Here is a 16,268-nt window from a genome sequence, read left to right as displayed (position 1 = left end):
ACCGGAACAACGCAGCGCTATTTGGCACGCAGACGCAGCATCAGGTCGACTTCTTCTTCCAGAGCCCGTCCATACGCCCGCGCCGCAGGTGCATTGCTCGTCATGAGCGTTTCATGGCGGAAAAGACAGTATGCCGCAAAGCACCAGTGGTAGCCGATACGCTCCTCCAAGAAACGCTGGACCGTCTGCTGAACGGGGTAGGCCTGCAGGAACATGTCTTCCGCATGTGCGACCAGTGGGTGAAGTCCATAAAGTGTCGCGAGACCTGGCGAGACAAACCCGACAATGTCTTCAACCGGATCGCCGAGGCCCGCGAACTGCCAGTCGATCAATCTCGCGCCCTCTCCCGTTGCCAGGATGGTGCCAAGACAGAAGCTGCGATGGACCAGCGACCTTTCGACAGGCTTCCGAACAACCGCTTTGTCCTGCGGACGCAGCCGCTTGAGATTGGCTGCCTTGCGGCTCTCAGGGATCGCCGCCAGCATGGCATCGCCGCGCCCCAGTACCTCATTGTATCCCGCCGGGACGGTTTGATGACCCTGGACCGGTTCTTTCAGAGCGGCAAATCGCCCGATAAGTGCGGCAGCTTCAGAGACATCGATCTCATTGTCTTCAGGGGACGGATATCCGTAGACCAGCACCGGAGTTCCAGCTGGACTGATTGCAAAGGCTTCCAATGAAGGTGACAAATGGTGGCGTGAAAGAACGGAAAGAGCATCTGCTTCCTGACGTGGCAATGTCGGGAAGAGCGGATTGTCTTCCGCCTCGGGGAAGAATTCCTTGATCACATAGCTGCGGCCGGGCACATCAAGGCGCCAGAACCGGCAGGTATAGGCAACCGGCAAGGGACGCAAATGCGCGTGATCCCAGTCTGCCTCTGGCAACTGGGTTTTCAAAAACGCCAGCAAGGTACTGTCCGAGAGATGCTCCTTCACCGAAACCTCATTCATAAATCTCGCCCTGTCCTGATCGCTTTGATCGCCCCGATCCGTCAAGCCAAAGTTTTTATGCAGAAGGCCCCTGTCGCTTTCGCTCTCTCCGATGTCGGAGTTTGAGCACTCACCGTCGTACTGAGACTGCCCGTAACAAGCAGCTCCTCAACTAAGCTTGCAGACCGTGGCGGCAAACCTATCGCCCGGCCGCCGGACCATTCCACCAAACCCGGCAAGCCTCAAGACAACGGATAGCGAAGCAATGACGAGCGAAATCGAAGCCGCTCCCAAGGCGAAGGCACCACCTGCCCGACGCGGGCGGCGGCGCAGAAGTGGTGACAAGAGCGGTCCGGATCTTTTTCCGCAAAAGCCGTTCAAGCAACCGCGTCATCGCTTCAAACCCCTCGAAGTTGTCTCAGCCGACGAACTGGAGGCCATTCACGATGCTTCCATGCGGGTTTTGGAGGAAATCGGTATTGATTTCCTGCACGAGGATGCAAAGACATGGCTGAAAGCCGCCGGTGCCGACATCAAACCCGGCGAAGATCGCGTACGGATGGATCGCGCCATGGTGGAGGAGCTCGTCGCCAAGGCACCGGGCCAGTTCACCGTCCGCGCCAGGAACCGGGCGCATGATCTTCAGATTGGCGGCGATGCAATCGCCTTTTCCTGTGTCGCAAGCGCGCCCAATGTGGTGGACAAAGACAAGGGCCGGCGTGCTGGAAATCAGCAGGATTACCGTAACTTCCTGAAGCTTTCCCAGCATTTCAATATCATTCATTGCATGATGGGATACCCGGTTGAACCCGTGGATATCCATGCATCCGTTCGTCATCTCGACTGCGTTGCCGACATGCTCCGCATCACCGACAAGGTGTTCCATATCTATTCGCTTGGACGTGAACGCAATCTCGATGGCCTGGAGTTGACCCGCATCGGTTATGGCCTGACGCATGAAGAATTTGTCCGGACGCCAAGCGTTCTGACGGTCATCAACACCTCGTCGCCTTTGCGTCTGGACACACCCATGCTGACGGGCCTGATCGAGATGGCCAAAGCCGGTCAGGTTTCCATTGTCACGCCGTTCACGCTTGCAGGAGCTATGGCTCCTGTGACGATCGCAGGTGCCCTTACATTGCAAAACGCTGAAGCCCTTGCCGGCATCGCCTTTGCCCAACTCGTGCGTCCGGGAGCTCCGGTGGTCTATGGTGGCTTCACCTCCAATGTGGACATGAAATCCGGTGCACCGGCCTTTGGCACGCCGGAATACATGAAAGCCGCGATTGCCGGAGGCCAGCTCGCCCGCCGCTATAACCTGCCCTACCGCACTTCCGGAGTTTGCGCGGCCAATACTGTGGACTATCAGGCTGCTCTGGAAACCACCTTGTCGGAATGGGGAGCGATAAACGGCGGTGGCAATCTGATCAAACATGCCGCCGGTTGGCTCGAGGGTGGTCTCAGTGCCGGTTATGAGAAATTCATCACAGACATCGATCTTCTGCAGAAGCTCCAGGAGTACCTGACACCATTGGATGTTTCGGAAGACGCCCTCGCACTTGAGGCGATCCGGGATGTTGGCCCGGCCGGACATTTCTTTGGAACCGAACATACACAGGCCCGCTACAAGGACGCTTTCTACGCTCCGCTTGTCTCCGATTGGCGCAACTATGAAACATGGGCCGAAGCAGGGAGCCCAATTGCCTATGACAAGGCGAACATGCTCTACAAAAAAGCGCTCGAAGCCTACGAACCTCCGCCTATCGATCCCGCTATAGATGAAGAAATCACCGCCTTCGTTGAAAGGCGGAAAGCCGAAGGCGGCGCACCCACCGATTTTTAGCTTCCACATCGGAAGTCGACCTGGCCGCCAGATTTAGCGCAGGCCGTTCCGGAGCAGATTTAATGAAGACCCACACACAAGTAGTTGTCATTGGCGGCGGTGTCGTTGGCTGCAGTGTGCTCTACCACCTGACCAAACTCGGGTGGACCGATGTAACACTGGTCGAACGGGATGAGCTGACATCCGGCTCGTCCTGGCATGCGGCTGGTGGCTTCCACACACTCAATGGCGACCCCAATGTCGCCCAGCTCCAGAGCTATACGGTCGACCTTTACGAAGAGCTGGAAGAAATTTCCGGCCAATCCTGCGGACTGCACCTCACCGGTGGTGTCATGCTGGCCGATACGCCGGAGCGCATGGACTTCCTGCGACTTGCTCAGGCCAAAGGGCGATACCTCGGCATGGATCTGGAACTGATTTCCGTCGCCGAAGCCAAAACGATGTTTCCGATCTTGGACGAAAAACACTTCATCGGAGCACTCTGGGATCCGATTGAAGGTCATCTCGACCCGTCCGGAACGACACACGCCTATGCCAAGGCCGCACGTGTGAACGGAGCAACCGTCTACCGGCACACCAAGGTGGAGGAGTTGGTCCAGACACCGGACGGCACCTGGGATGTGATTACGAACAAGGGCACCATTCGTGCAGAGCATGTGGTCAATGCCGGAGGCCTTTGGGCGCGAGAATGCGGACGCATGGTTGGTCTGGAACTGCCTGTTCTAGCCATGGAACACATGTATCTTCTGACCGACGAAATGCCCGAGGTGACTGCACACAATGCGGCAACCGGCAAGGAACTGATCGGTGTTCTTGATTTCGGCGGCGAAATCTACACACGCCAGGAAGGCAAGGGCATGCTGCTCGGAACTTACGAGCAGAACTGCCGGCCATGGAGCCCACGCCAGACCCCCTGGGATTTCGGCCACGAGCTGCTCGCCCCGGACCTGGATCGCATTGCGCCCGAGCTTGAAGTCGGGTTTGAGCATTTTCCGGCGCTGCAAACCGCCGGTATCAAACAGATTATCAATGGCCCATTCACCTTCGCTCCGGACGGCAATCCTCTTGTCGGCCCAGTGCGTGGCCTACGCAACTACTGGGTCGCATGCGGTGTCATGGCTGGTTTCAGCCAAGGTGGCGGCGTCGGCTTGACACTTGCGAACTGGCTGGTGAATGGTGACCCTGGTTATGACATCTGGGGAATGGATGTCGCGCGTTACGGCAACTGGGCCACGCTGTCCTACACAAACGCAAAGGTCCAGGAGAACTACCGGCGCCGTTTTCGTATCCGGTTTCCCAACGAAGAGCTGCCTGCTGCCCGCCCGCACCAGACTACGCCGCTCTACGACAGAATGCTGGCGCAGGGCGCGGTCATGGGGGACAGCTGGGGACTTGAAACCCCTCTCTGGTTCGCTCCGGAGGGCACCGAGGCGAAGGATGTCGTGTCTTTCCGCCGATCAAACGATTTCGAACATATCGGCGATGAATGCCGTGCCGTGCGTGAAAGCGTCGGCATCACTGAAATTGCAAACTTTGCGAAATACGAAGTGACCGGATCAGGTGCGGAAGACTACCTGTCACATCTGATGACAAACACCATGCCGAAGACCGGGCGCATCATACTGACCCCGATGCTGAACGAGAACGGCAAGCTGATCGGTGATTTCACGATTGCCCGGGCCAGTGACAGCCGGTTCTACATGTTCGGCTCGTCTCAGGCTGAAGTCTATCATTTGCGCTGGTTCGAACAGCATCTGCCGCAAGATGGCTCCGTGCAGATCCAGCCTATCAATCTTAGTTGGGTCGGTCTGTCGATAGCCGGGCCAAATGCCCGCAAAGTACTCGAAAAAGTCACAGGCGAAGACGTTTCAAACGAAGCTTTCCGATTTATGGATTTCCGCGAAATGGACGTCGCCAACGCACCATGCAAGGTCAATCGTATCTCCTATACCGGCGATCTTGGATACGAGATCTGGATGGCACCTGAATACGAACGGCAAGTGTACGAAGCCCTGATGAACGCCGGGACCCAATTCGACATCCGGAACTTCGGCATGCGGGCGCTGCTGGCCATGCGTCTTGAAAAGAACTTCGGCACCTGGTTTCGAGAATTCCGCCCGATCTACGGCCCTTATGAAGCCGATCTCGGTCGATTTGTGAAACTTTCCAAGGAAAATTTCATCGGAAAGGACGCTGCCCGGAAGGAACACGACCAGGGTCCAGATCGCTTACGTGTCAGTTTTATCGTCGACGCCGGAGACGCCGATGTGATGGGCGATGAACCGATCTGGCATGCCGGCAAGGTGATCGGCTGGATCACGTCAGGCGGCTATGCACACTTTGTCGACCGTTCGCTTGCACAAGGCTATATCCCCGCGGATCTGGCCAGAAACCTAAATGAAGGCGATTTCGAAATCGAAATCCTCGGAGAGCGACGCAAAGCGACAATCAATCCCGACCCCTTGTTCGATCCCGGTGCAGAACGCATGCGCATGTAGGCGCAACGCCATTTGATCGCGACCACAAGAGGAGGTGTGGGCAATCATGAATACGGAACACTTCGGCCGGCATCGGCGCAAGATCATGCCATCGGTATTGCCGGTGCATCCAGGCGAGATGTCGGACTACGCAGCGCTATCGGCCTATGCCACCGAAAAGGCCACTGTGCTGAACCGTCACGTGCTCGGATATGGCGACTTGGCAGAGGACGAATGGTCCGCCCTCGGCCTTGCAGCACCGGACCTGGAAGCTCTGCGCGGCTACCGTTTGCGGCGCATCCGTCAGCAATTGGCGGCCTTTGATCTCAGTGCCGCAATCCTGTGCGACCCACTCAATGTCCGCTACGCGACAGACGCAACCAACATGCAGGTCTGGTCAACCCACAATGCGGTCAGATACACATTCGTGGCGCTCGAGGGACCTGTTGTCGCGTTTGACTTTCACAATTGCGAGCATCTCAACGCACACAATCCTCTGGTCACTGAAATACGCCACGGCGTGCCCTGGTTTTATTTTGAATCAGGCCCACGTTCAGCTGAACTTGCTCAGAAATGGGCTGATGAACTCGCCGATCTGGTCAAAGCCTTCGGTGGCGGCAATCACCGGATTGCGCTCGACAAATGCCGGCGGGAGGGCGTTGCCGCGCTCGAAAGACACGGCATAACCATTCATGACGGCGAAGAAGTGATGGAATTGGCCCGGGCCATCAAGTGCAACGACGAGATCAAGGCCATGCGACGCGCCATTGCAGCCTGCGAAGCGGCGATGCGGGAAATGGAACATGCGCTTGTCCCGGGTATCACCGAATGGGATCTCTGGGCATTCCTGCATGCCGGCAATATCAGGCGCGGCGGCGAATGGATCGAAACCCATCTGCTTTCATCCGGACCCCGCACAAATCCCTGGTTTCAAGAGGCCTCGGCACGTCAGATCAATGAAGGAGAGCTGGTCGCGTTCGATACCGACCTCGTCGGCCCTTACGGCATGTGCTGCGACATTTCTCGCACCTGGCTGTGTGGCGACGGACTGCCGACCAATGAACAGCAAGCTCTTTATGAGTTGGCTGTCGACCAGATCGAAGGCAATATCCAGATGTTGGAGCCGGGTCGGACGTTCCGCGAGCTGTCACATCGGGGCAAGAGCCTGCCGGACGACTGCCTCGCCAATCGCTATTCAGTCCTGTTCCATGGCGTTGGACTTTGCGATGAATATCCAGCGGTGCCTTATCCGGCGGACTGGGAGGCTGGCGGTTATGATGGCGTTCTCGAAGCTGGAATGGTGGTGTGTGTCGAAAGCTATGCCGGCCGGCACGGCGGGTATGAAGGTGTAAAACTGGAAGAACAGATTCTCATCACCGACACCGGCTCGGAGCGTCTCAGCACCTACCCCTGGGACGCAAGACTGATGGGCCGTCCGCGTTGACGACCCTCATAAACCGGAAAAACAAGGCCGTTACTTCAGACGAAGGATCTTGGCACCGAGGTTCCGTGCATAGTCGTCTTGTGTCACGACAACGACTTTGGTCTCGCGCACGTCGGTATGGTTCAGCTGAAGCGGAGTTTTGCCGCCGGGATTGACTACGACCTTGCGTGTCGGCGGCAAAGCGCGGAACACCAGAACACCGGCTTCCTTGGTGACGATTGCTCCGTAGGGCTCATCATGAAGAATACGAACCGTACCGCTTTCAGCCACGGCCGCAGTGCCTGAAACCGCTGCCAGAGCGGCAGCCGAACACAGTGCTTTCAGAAAAAATTTCATGACGCTTCTCGCAGTTAAGTTTTCATTTACCTAGAATCGTAATCCTTTCTTAACTTTTGCACCAGTGTTTCTGCGGCGTTAACCAATAAAAAGAAACACCCCGGCACCAAAACCGGGGCGTTTGTCTTAAATTGAAACACTTCTGATCTTAAGCTGCTGCCTTGGGGTGTATTTCAACACCGTTTTCAACGAAATTTGCATTCGCTGACAGCAGATCAGACAAGCCTTTCCGGAATTGTCTTTTGAGCAACGGTGTCAGAAACCAGCCGATCGGCCCGAACTTTGGCGTGAAGACTATGCGCATCGTCACTTGCGTCTGCTCGGCTGACAATGCTGAAAAGTCCAGTGTGACCCGAGCGGTTTTCAACGGCACGTTGGCGTCAAAGATATCGATGACCAGATGCTCTTCGGGCTGGTAGCTGATAATCCGCTCTTTCAAATAGGTTTTTCCGTCGACATGCTTGCAATGCCGCTCGGCACCAAGCCCGGTCGCTACACTGTTTGACAGCAATGGCGACTGATTGATTTGGGGATTGAACCGGTAGATTTCGTCAAATCGATCCCAGCTTTGCCAGACTTCGGAAATGGGTGCATTGACGATCTGAAACACAGCAGCTTCAGGCATGCTCGGGTCCTCCTTGTTCATGTGGTTTCAAAGTCGGCGCAGCCAGTCGGCAATACCCTGCCCGATCTGGTGCGGATGTTCTTCCTGCAGGAAGTGCGTGCCGGCGCCCACGAAGCGAACTTCAAGGTTGGAAGCGTTCAACGCCATATATTCGGCAACGGCCTTGGGTGTGATCGCACCCGGCTCGGCGTAAAAGAGCAGCTTCGGAATGTCGGTGCTGAAAAGCCACTTGCCGTTCAGTGTTACTTCCTCAACAACGTCGGCCGGACGACCACCGATAGGCACCTGGCGAGGCCAGGCGAGAACCGGCTTGCGCGAGGCCGGTGACGGAAAGGGATTGCGATAATGATCCATTTCCTCTTGACCAAGCTTCCTGATGACCCCGAACTCAGGCAGCGTCACTTCAACGAAGAAATTTTCCTGAAGTACCAGCCGCGCACCTTCATCGCTGTTCATGAGCCGGAAGAAATCGGCGATCTGTTCGGGCATTGCCTCATAACTTGGTGCCGGCATGGCTGGTGGCACGATGGCTTCCATGAGCACCAATGCGCTGACCCGCTCCTGATTAAGGCGTGCGTAACGCATTCCAAGCGCCGATCCCCAATCATGCACAACGAGAACAACGTCGTTCAGATCAAGCTCATTCAAAAAAGCATCAAGATAGGCTGCGTGATCGGCAAAGCTGTAGTCAATATCGGGTTTTCCGCTGTCACCCATACCGATGAGATCAGGCGCAATGGCACGGTATCCTTCAGGCATGTGAGGAATGACATTGCGCCAAAGATAGGATGACGTCGGATTGCCATGCAGAAAGACAACCGGCTGGCCGCTGCCTTCATCAACATAACTGATGTGTGACCCCTTGACGCCAAGTCGTTTTTTCGCAAAGGGAAAATCAGACGGGATTTCAATTCCGTATGGTGCGGAACCCGTCGGTCTGGACGCTGTGGCTTGTGCATTTGCACTTCCAGGGGATGCGAGCATCATCGCGCCTGCACCGACTGCCATGCCTTGCAAAAGTCCCCGCCGATTTGTTTTGAATTGCTGACCCTTGTTCATTCCCAGTCCACTCCTCGTTCATGTCCGACCTTGCCCGGACAGGTTCTGATGGCTATTAGGTGCGGATAGAAAATTGTTATGGAATACGCAGCAGGTAGCCATGGCGGATTAAAAACGATCCGCCCTCAAATCATTTCCCAAGGAGGATGTGCTCAGGCATGAAGAAGGAATTGGACTGGGACCATCTGCGAATATTTCTGGCATCGGTGCGCACGGGCAGCTTCCGAAAGGCGGCGGAAAAACTCGCGGTGAATCACGGCACCGTTCACCGTGCAATTTCGGCGCTCGAGACTGATCTGGGCACACGGCTGATCGACCGCACCTCGAGCGGGCTGCAGCTCACGCAGCCCGGTGAAACGCTTGTTGGCCCAGCCGAGGAAATGGAGGCACAGGCAAACGCCATTACCCGCAAGCTGACCGGGCTCGACTTGGTTCCATCGGGTACAATCAGGCTCAGCCTACCACCTGCCTTTTCACACGGATTGCTGTCCGACATGCTGCTTGAGTTTGCAAAGCACTACCCCGAGATTACCGTGCAGGCGATTTCGACCAACCGGGTTTCGGACCTGTTGCGTCTGGAAGCCGATATCTCCCTCAGAGTGGCCACAAATGTGGATGAGGACGTTTTCGGCCGGAAACTGATCCGTTTCGTGCAAGCCGTTTATGCGTCTCCCGACTACCTTGAACGGCATGGAAACTTGATGGAAAACGGCGGCGAAGGGGCTCATTGGATTACCTGGAGCGACAATCACGATTGGATCGCCCAAAGCCCGTTTCCAAAAGCGAGAGTGCGACATGTGCTGCCGGAAGTTTCCATGCAGATTGAAGCAGCATCCAAGGGCCTTGGTCTGATCAAGGTTCCGGCCTTTGCAGGCGACGCAGACCCGCGCATCCTGCGCGTACCGTCGACGCCGGTGCTCCCCGGCTACAACGTATGGCTACTTTATCACGGCGACCTGCGACGCGTTGCCAGGGTCCGCGCTTTTGTTGATTTCACGACCGCTTATTTTGAGCGCAACAAAGGCCTGTTCACACGCTGATTTCCCACAGCGCTGCCGCTAGGCTGAAACGCCGAGGCCAAGTTCGCGGAAACACTCCTCGACATGCTGTGCAAACGCATGGGTGGCCTTGCCGGCACGCGCCCGCTCCCGCATGACGATGTGATAGTCGCCAATTTCCGGAAGATCATGGCGCTCGTCCAGCACCTGCAACGGCGCTTCGACGACACTGGCCGGAAACGGCGCGATGGCAAGGTCTGCAAGAAGTGCCGCCTCCTGGCCCGCACTGTGAAAGCTCGTATAGGAAATCCGGTAGGGTTTTTGTGCGTCGTCAAGCGCAACTCGCGCCGCCCGGCGCCACGGGCAGCCCGGCGTAGAAACAGCGAGGGGCAAAGGATCCCGGTCATAGGCAATCCCGCCTTCCAGACCAACCCAGACCAAAGGCTCGGTGAAGACAATCTCGCCACCGCTCGCCAGCCCCGTGCCCGGACGGGCTGTGAAAAGCACAAGATCCAGCTCGCCTGTCTTGACCTTCTCATCCAGCATCGGACTGCCGTCCAGGTGAACATCCACGTTTACGCCGGGATGGGACCGGGCGAAACGGGACAGAATATTGGGCAACAGGCGGGTGCCGAAATCGGATGGAGCCCCGAAACGCACCTCACCTTCCACGTCTGGCGCAACAAACAGTGAAACGGCTTCCTCATTCAGCATCAAGATCCGTCGCGCATAGCCCAGAAGGGCTTCTCCCTCGGGCGTCAGCCGGACGCTGCGTCCTTCCCGTACGAACACGGCAACGTCCAACATGGTTTCCAATTTCTTAATTTGCATCGACACTGCCGAGGGTGTCCGGCCAATAAGCTCTGAAGCTTTTGAAAAGCTTGATGTTTCCGCAATGATCAGGAAGGTGCGATAGAGTTCCAGATCAATCAGCGGTGTTCCGCTGCCGGGCAGTTTATCCATGAAACCATCCAAATAAATATCAGTTCAATTTTTTTGAACAGTTCGATGAATACAATTCGATTGATTGAAAAGCAAGGAAGGCCCATATGTTGCTCAAGCGGCCAGTTTCTTAAGCAGTGGACCGCCCGTACCCACAACATCAAATCAAGGATTGGGATTGCCATGACTTATCTCGCTCAAGCTTTGCGCACCAACCTCATGGGTGTCGTTTCCGGCCATTCCGCTGCAGAATTGGCCAAGATGAATCAGGCCCTGCGTCTGCGCGAAGTCGCACAAGACCCGAAGGCTACGCGCTGACTGTCTGACGGGATGGCGTGATTTATGCCAGAACGGGATATCCAAGCAGAGAAGCTTCCTGCTCCATGGCAGGGATGCTCGCATAGTCTTCAAAATCAAGTTTAGAAAAGCCGCGAATGCCCAACCGTTCGCGGCTTTTTTGCGTCTTCGGGTCAAGAAACACATCCGCAACGACATCTGCAATCTGCTCTGTCTGAGTGACTGAAAATCGCTTCGACGTGATCATGGGAAGCCCTGGCGCGGGCAAGGTCTGTGCAAGCGGACGCACCATGTTGGCAAGCTCCGGTAGTTCCTGGCAGACAAGCCACCAGCACACAGCATCGATGCTGGCAACATCAGCGTCACCAGCGGCAACGGCTTTCACTGATTTCAGGTGCCCACCGCTCTCAAAAACCGACGAGAAAAACGGCCTTCCATCAGACAAAGGCGCTATGCTGCGGCGAAAGGCGTTCATGCCAGATTGGCTGTCCGGCGTATTGTAGACCGCCGGCGCGCCTCGCAAGTCCTCCAGCGTTTCATGGGAGCTGTTTTTGCCGACAATTATCTGGCTGCAATAATAGTGTTCACGGCACCCCGGAGCCGCGTAATGAGGCGTACCAAGCAGTCTGACCTTGCCATGCAAGGCATGGGTCAATGGATAACCGCAAGTCTGCGTGAGCAGGACACCCGGCTCACTCCAGCTTTCATGGACATCCAATCCAGCCGGCCACGGCGTGAAGTGTTCCGGGGCAATATTCAGAGCGTCGCCAATTGCCGCTTGCAGGGCCTCTTCAAGGGCACACGTCGCCTCGCGCACTTCAGGCCAATCATACATCGGCAACCGCACCGGATGAAACACAGGCATGGTCAATGCGCGGCCTTGCCTGTCGAAGACATTTTGGCTGTCGCGCTTCCAACGATTTCCTCTCGATACTTGATGGGATGCACAACCGGCTCCTTTACTTTGAACAAATAGCGTCTCGCCAGATCGAAATAGCTCGCAAAAACATACCCCTTGTTGCGCCTTTGCCAGGCAGCACGCCTTTCCCGGTACATCGCCGGGAGCTCATACCAGGGAGCCCTTGGATGGGCATGATGTACGACATGGAGATTATTGTTCAAAAACAGCAGCGCAAACAATGGGCTGTTCTCAACCACGATTGAGCGTGCTTCCGCGTCCTTATGTGCCCGGTGCTCCGCAAAGGTGCGCAACATCAGGAGGCTCAGAGCCGGGTAGGCGACGCAAAAGATGTAAATCCAAAGGGGCATCCCGCCGACGTAAACAACAAAAATAAGGACAGGGACGATTCCCGCCAGGTGATGCGCCCAGGCCTTAAGGACAGCTCTGTCGCCCCTTAGCATTGATCGAAATTCCGAGCCGGCAAAACCGATTGTCGAAACAGCAGGCCCCATGAGAAGCCGGCCAAGCAAGGTATTGTTTAGCGTGAGGATCAATCTTATCACGCGAGGCAGGCCTTGCCAGTCAGCCCATGCAAGATAAAAACTCTCCGGATCGTCGTACGGATCAGTCAAGCGGTCATTGTTGTGATGCCTGAGATGAAGTGATTTGAACCGGCGATACGGGATAAAGAGATTGAGCGAACAATAGACCAGTGCTTCATTGATGGCCGGGCTGCGCGTTGGATGCCCGTGAAGCACTTCGTGCTGCAGGGATGCCTGAAGCGTCACAAGCACGGCTGCAAGTGGCCAAACCAGCCAGCCACCAAGCAATCCGTAAGAACCGATCAGCAGCATCCAGACTGAGGATGTGCCCACTATCAAAGCCAATGTCGGCCATTCGCAACCATTCTCGCGCGGCACACAAAACCCCCAAATTATTGAAAAATCAGCAAAAACCGAACTGAACAAACATCACTATGCGGAGTTGTCCACCTGGCTTCAATTTGGGAGTTTTGAACAAAATCTACATTGTCTAATTTTTTTCAATATCTGAAGAAAATAGTCACCAATTTTTAAATAAATAAGCAAACTTGGAAGAATTTCGACAAATATCCGACTATTTCTCGACAGGACAAGGCGCTTATTGTTCTGGATAAATGTGCACCTGAGCCCTGCTCCAAGCTGGCTCAAGAAAGTCACCACACCATCTGGAAGGACCTTGCAAGGTGATCGATCCTGAAAGCCGCTACGACGCAATCATCATCGGTGCCGGTGTAATCGGGTGTGCCATTGCATTTCATTTGACGAAGAAGGGTTACAAGACACTCAACGTCGACGCTCTGCCGGCTGCCGGTTATGGGTCCACATCCAGTTCAGCGGCCGTCATCAGGACCTACTATTCAACGCTTGACGGAACTGCGATGGCCTATGAGGGCTATCACGAATGGAAAAACTGGCAGCAAACCCTCGGCATCGAAACTCACGACGGTCTTGCACAATTCATTGAAACCGGAACGCTTGTCATGAAGACGGCCGCGGACAACTACCAAAAACAGGTTTTGAAACATGCTGACGCGCTCGGCATCGCTTATGAGCATTGGACGGCCGAGCGGATGGTAAAGGAACTTCCGGGCTATGATCTGGCGTGTTTTGCGCCGGCCAAGACCATGGACGACGATGAATTCGGCTCCAGGTCCGGTGGCGAACTGACAGGTGGCGTGTTCTTCTTTGCAGGTGGCTATGTCGACGATCCCCAGATCGCGGCGCGAAATCTTAAGGACGCCGCAGCCGACAACGGCGCGGACTTCCGGTTCAACACAAGGATCGTTGCTATCCCGACCAGGAATAATCGGGTTCAGGGTGTCGTTTGTGACACTGGCGAAGAAATATCAGCCAGAATTGTCATCAATGTCGGTGGCCCGCACTCAGGCAAGGTCAATGCACTTCTCGACGTGGATCCCGGGGTCCGGATCGGACACCGCCCTCTCCGCCAGGAGGTCGTGCAGATCAAACCACCGGAAACACTGGGCTATTCTCGACAGGGCCTGGTCATCTCCGACAATGACATTGCGGTCTACGTCAAGCCCGGCAGCGGCGGACAGTTGATGATCGGCAGTCAAAACCCGGCCTGTGATCCACATTTGGAATCCGACCCCGATGACTTCTCAAGAGATCTGACCGACAGGGCGCTAACCTATGCCTATCGCTATTCGCAGCGCCTGCCCGAACTCGGTGTCTCCCAGCACCCTGTTGGTATCGCCGATCTTTATGATGCGACGGACGACTGGTTGCCGATCTACGACCGCAGCGATGTGGATGGTTACTACCTTGCCATCGGCACCAGCGGCAACCAGTTCAAGAATGCGACGGTTGCCGGGCGATTGATGGGTGAGTTGATAGACTATTGCGAAGGCGGCAATGACCATGACACCGTGCCTCTGCAATTTGCACTGCATCATGTTGAGCACACGCTCAACACGGCAACCTTCTCACGCCGGCGAGAATTGACAAAGGAAAGTTCCTTTTCGGTCCTGGGTTAGCATCAATCTTCCGGGGCGCTGGAAACGGAAACTCTCTTGGTCGAATCGCACAAATCAGGCTAAGCAACGAAGCACACCTTAAAGGAGCTCTTCCGTGGCCTGGTCTCCCCAGCAAGACGACGCCTTGAATGAAACCGCCGCCTGGCTGAAACGCGGTGACCGGCAGGTATTCCGGTTGTTCGGATATGCCGGAACCGGCAAAACCACCCTCGCCCGTCATCTGGCAGAAGGCATCGACGGAGACGTATGCTTCGGTGCGTTCACCGGCAAGGCGGCGCATGTGCTGCGTCAGAAGGGGTGCGAGGATGCAGGTACCATTCATTCACTGATCTATCGTCCCCGGTCTGCCAAGGAAGAAGAAGACCTTGATGACGACGATGAAGACGCCGGCCCGCAATTCGCGATCAAGCGCGACAGTGCAGCAGCCACCGCCAGTCTGATCGTCATCGATGAGTGCTCCATGGTGGATGAGGAACTTGGCAAGGATCTTCTGTCTTTTGGAACACCGGTACTTGTGCTCGGTGACCCCGCTCAGCTGCCCCCCGTCAAGGGTGGTGGCTTTTTTACCGAAGCAGAGCCTGATGTGATGTTGACCGAAGTTCATCGACAGGCGCAGGACAACCCGATCGTGCGAATGTCCATGACCATTCGCGACGGCGGTCAGCTGGACTTTGGCGAGTTCGGCGAAAGCAAGGTGATCAACAGGCGCCAGATCGACAAGGAGCAGATCCTCGGCGCCGATCAGGTTCTGGTCGGAACCAACAAGACCCGCCGGCTCTACAACGCGCGCATCCGCGAGTTGAAGAATTTCGACACGCCCATGCCGGCAGTCGGCGACAAGTTGGTGTGCCTGAGAAACGACAAGACCAAAGGATTGCTGAATGGTGGTCTCTGGACCGTCAAACGCCTTCGTCCACCGCGCGGAAATACCTTGCGTTTCGACGTTCATTCTGAAGATGAGCTCAGCAAACTGGCGGTAAAGGTGAAAGTGCTGCCGGCGATGTTTGAAGACGGGGCGGAAAGCATCCCTTATGCCATTCGCCGCAAGGCCGATGAGTTCGACTACGGCTACGCGCTGACCGTCCACAAGGCACAGGGCTCACAATGGGATAGCGTGGTGTTGTTTGATGAAAGCTGGGCCTTTCGCGAGCACAAGAGCCGCTGGCTTTATACCGCCGTCACCAGGGCAGCGGAGCGCATTACTGTCGTAAAATAGGCCGGTCAACTGAGGCAAGTTCATCAAAGACCTGTTCGCCGTTCAGGATCGGCAACGCTCTCAATCCGGTTTCAATGAATGTTTTCAGATCATTCTTGCTGCTTCCGCCCCTTCCGAGGATGGCAATTGCAGAAAATTGTCCATCTACAAAGGTCGCTGCCCGGTCAAGATCGGCATCGGCTGCAAATTCGCCAGAAGACACCGCTTTCAACAAGCGCTCCCTGATCATCGCATACCGTGAATCCCGCAAGCCCAGGACCAATTCCCTGTGCCGGTCAGTTCCATAGGCGCAATCCACCAACGCATTGACGAGAAAACAGCCTGACGGAGTATTGGGATCCATCGTAAGATCGGCGACTGCTCCCAGAAAATCACGCAGATCCGCGACAACATGTTTTCTTGCTGCCACCAGCCGGTCGAAGACAGGGCCTGCGTAAGTCTCGAAGTAATGCAGCAGTGCTTTTTCGAAAAGCGCTTCCTTGTCACCGAATGCCGCATAGAGACCGGGCTTCGCCATGCCTGAGACTTCAGACAGATCTGTCATGGACGTGGCGGAATATCCGTTCTGCCAGAAAGCGAGCATGACCGCCTGAAGAGCGTCTTTCGCTTCCACTTTCCTCGGCCGTCCCCGTGGCATCGGCGTAAACTCCTTTCCGCAACCA

General features: G+C 55.8%; 15 protein-coding genes. 7 read left to right on the top strand and 8 right to left on the bottom strand.

The window, feature by feature from the left end:
• Positions 1-17: 17 nt before the first annotated feature.
• Positions 18-950 carry a phosphotransferase gene (locus Q0835_RS11200; RefSeq protein WP_298961105.1) on the bottom strand — a complete coding sequence of 311 codons (933 nt, stop codon included), beginning with the start codon at positions 948-950 and terminating at the stop codon, positions 18-20.
• Positions 951-1,194: 244 nt separating this feature from the next.
• Here Q0835_RS11200 and Q0835_RS11195 point away from each other — a divergent pair, with 244 nt between their 5' ends.
• The 3 genes from Q0835_RS11195 (at position 1,195) to Q0835_RS11185 (ending at position 6,693) form a co-directional block, all read left to right on the top strand.
• Positions 1,195-2,772 (top strand): trimethylamine methyltransferase family protein, encoded by a 1,578-nt coding sequence (locus Q0835_RS11195; RefSeq protein ID WP_298961102.1) that lies wholly within the window; start codon positions 1,195-1,197, stop codon positions 2,770-2,772.
• A gap of 62 nt (positions 2,773-2,834) precedes the next feature.
• Complete coding sequence (locus Q0835_RS11190) at positions 2,835-5,270, top strand: FAD-dependent oxidoreductase (RefSeq protein ID WP_298961099.1); 2,436 nt, start codon at positions 2,835-2,837, stop codon at positions 5,268-5,270.
• Between the two features lie 46 nt (positions 5,271-5,316).
• Positions 5,317-6,693, top strand: coding sequence for a Xaa-Pro peptidase family protein (locus tag Q0835_RS11185; RefSeq protein ID WP_298961096.1), 1,377 nt, complete (start codon positions 5,317-5,319; stop codon positions 6,691-6,693).
• A 30-nt stretch (positions 6,694-6,723) separates the two neighbouring features.
• On the opposite strand, the gene Q0835_RS11180 is transcribed toward Q0835_RS11185, so the two are convergent.
• From Q0835_RS11180 to Q0835_RS11170, 3 genes are all read right to left on the bottom strand, one after another.
• Entirely contained in the window at positions 6,724-7,029 is a 306-nt protein-coding gene (locus tag Q0835_RS11180; RefSeq protein WP_298820083.1) for a hypothetical protein, read from the bottom strand.
• Positions 7,030-7,177: 148 nt separating this feature from the next.
• Positions 7,178-7,654, bottom strand: a complete 477-nt coding sequence (locus Q0835_RS11175; protein WP_298961094.1) for an SRPBCC family protein — start codon at positions 7,652-7,654, stop codon at positions 7,178-7,180.
• 27 nt (positions 7,655-7,681) lie between these two features.
• Entirely contained in the window at positions 7,682-8,713 is a 1,032-nt protein-coding gene (locus Q0835_RS11170; RefSeq protein WP_298961091.1) for a haloalkane dehalogenase, read from the bottom strand.
• Positions 8,714-8,871: 158 nt separating this feature from the next.
• Here Q0835_RS11170 and Q0835_RS11165 point away from each other — a divergent pair, with 158 nt between their 5' ends.
• Entirely contained in the window at positions 8,872-9,753 is an 882-nt protein-coding gene (locus Q0835_RS11165) for a LysR family transcriptional regulator (protein WP_298961088.1), read from the top strand.
• Between the two features lie 18 nt (positions 9,754-9,771).
• On the opposite strand, the gene Q0835_RS11160 is transcribed toward Q0835_RS11165, so the two are convergent.
• The gene (locus tag Q0835_RS11160) at positions 9,772-10,674 is read right to left on the bottom strand and encodes a LysR family transcriptional regulator (RefSeq protein ID WP_298820076.1); all 903 of its coding nucleotides are present in this window, start codon (positions 10,672-10,674) and stop codon (positions 9,772-9,774) included.
• Positions 10,675-10,836: 162 nt separating this feature from the next.
• Between Q0835_RS11160 and Q0835_RS11155 the strand changes: the two genes are divergently transcribed.
• Positions 10,837-10,971, top strand: coding sequence for a hypothetical protein (locus Q0835_RS11155; RefSeq protein WP_298820074.1), 135 nt, complete (start codon positions 10,837-10,839; stop codon positions 10,969-10,971).
• Positions 10,972-10,993: 22 nt separating this feature from the next.
• Here Q0835_RS11155 and Q0835_RS11150 read toward each other — a convergent pair whose 3' ends face one another.
• Complete coding sequence (locus Q0835_RS11150) at positions 10,994-11,785, bottom strand: PhnD/SsuA/transferrin family substrate-binding protein (protein WP_298961085.1); 792 nt, start codon at positions 11,783-11,785, stop codon at positions 10,994-10,996.
• 32 nt (positions 11,786-11,817) lie between these two features.
• Positions 11,818-12,726, bottom strand: a complete 909-nt coding sequence (locus Q0835_RS11145) for a fatty acid desaturase (RefSeq protein WP_298961083.1) — start codon at positions 12,724-12,726, stop codon at positions 11,818-11,820.
• 350 nt (positions 12,727-13,076) lie between these two features.
• Between Q0835_RS11145 and Q0835_RS11140 the strand changes: the two genes are divergently transcribed.
• Both Q0835_RS11140 and Q0835_RS11135 read left to right on the top strand, forming a co-directional pair.
• A complete protein-coding gene (locus tag Q0835_RS11140) occupies positions 13,077-14,390 on the top strand; it encodes an FAD-dependent oxidoreductase (protein ID WP_298961081.1) in 1,314 nt (437 codons plus the stop codon).
• Positions 14,391-14,484: 94 nt separating this feature from the next.
• Positions 14,485-15,606, top strand: a complete 1,122-nt coding sequence (locus Q0835_RS11135; protein ID WP_298820066.1) for an ATP-dependent RecD-like DNA helicase — start codon at positions 14,485-14,487, stop codon at positions 15,604-15,606.
• Here Q0835_RS11135 and Q0835_RS11130 read toward each other — a convergent pair.
• Entirely contained in the window at positions 15,590-16,243 is a 654-nt protein-coding gene (locus Q0835_RS11130) for a TetR/AcrR family transcriptional regulator (RefSeq protein WP_298820063.1), read from the bottom strand. The genes Q0835_RS11135 and Q0835_RS11130 overlap by 17 nt on opposite strands.
• Positions 16,244-16,268: the final 25 nt, after the last annotated feature.

This window comes from uncultured Roseibium sp. (assembly GCF_947499295.1).
Lineage (GTDB): Bacteria > Pseudomonadota > Alphaproteobacteria > Rhizobiales > Stappiaceae > Roseibium.
The sequence above is the reverse complement of the archived record's forward strand: the minus strand, read 5'-3'. Positions and strand labels throughout refer to the sequence as shown.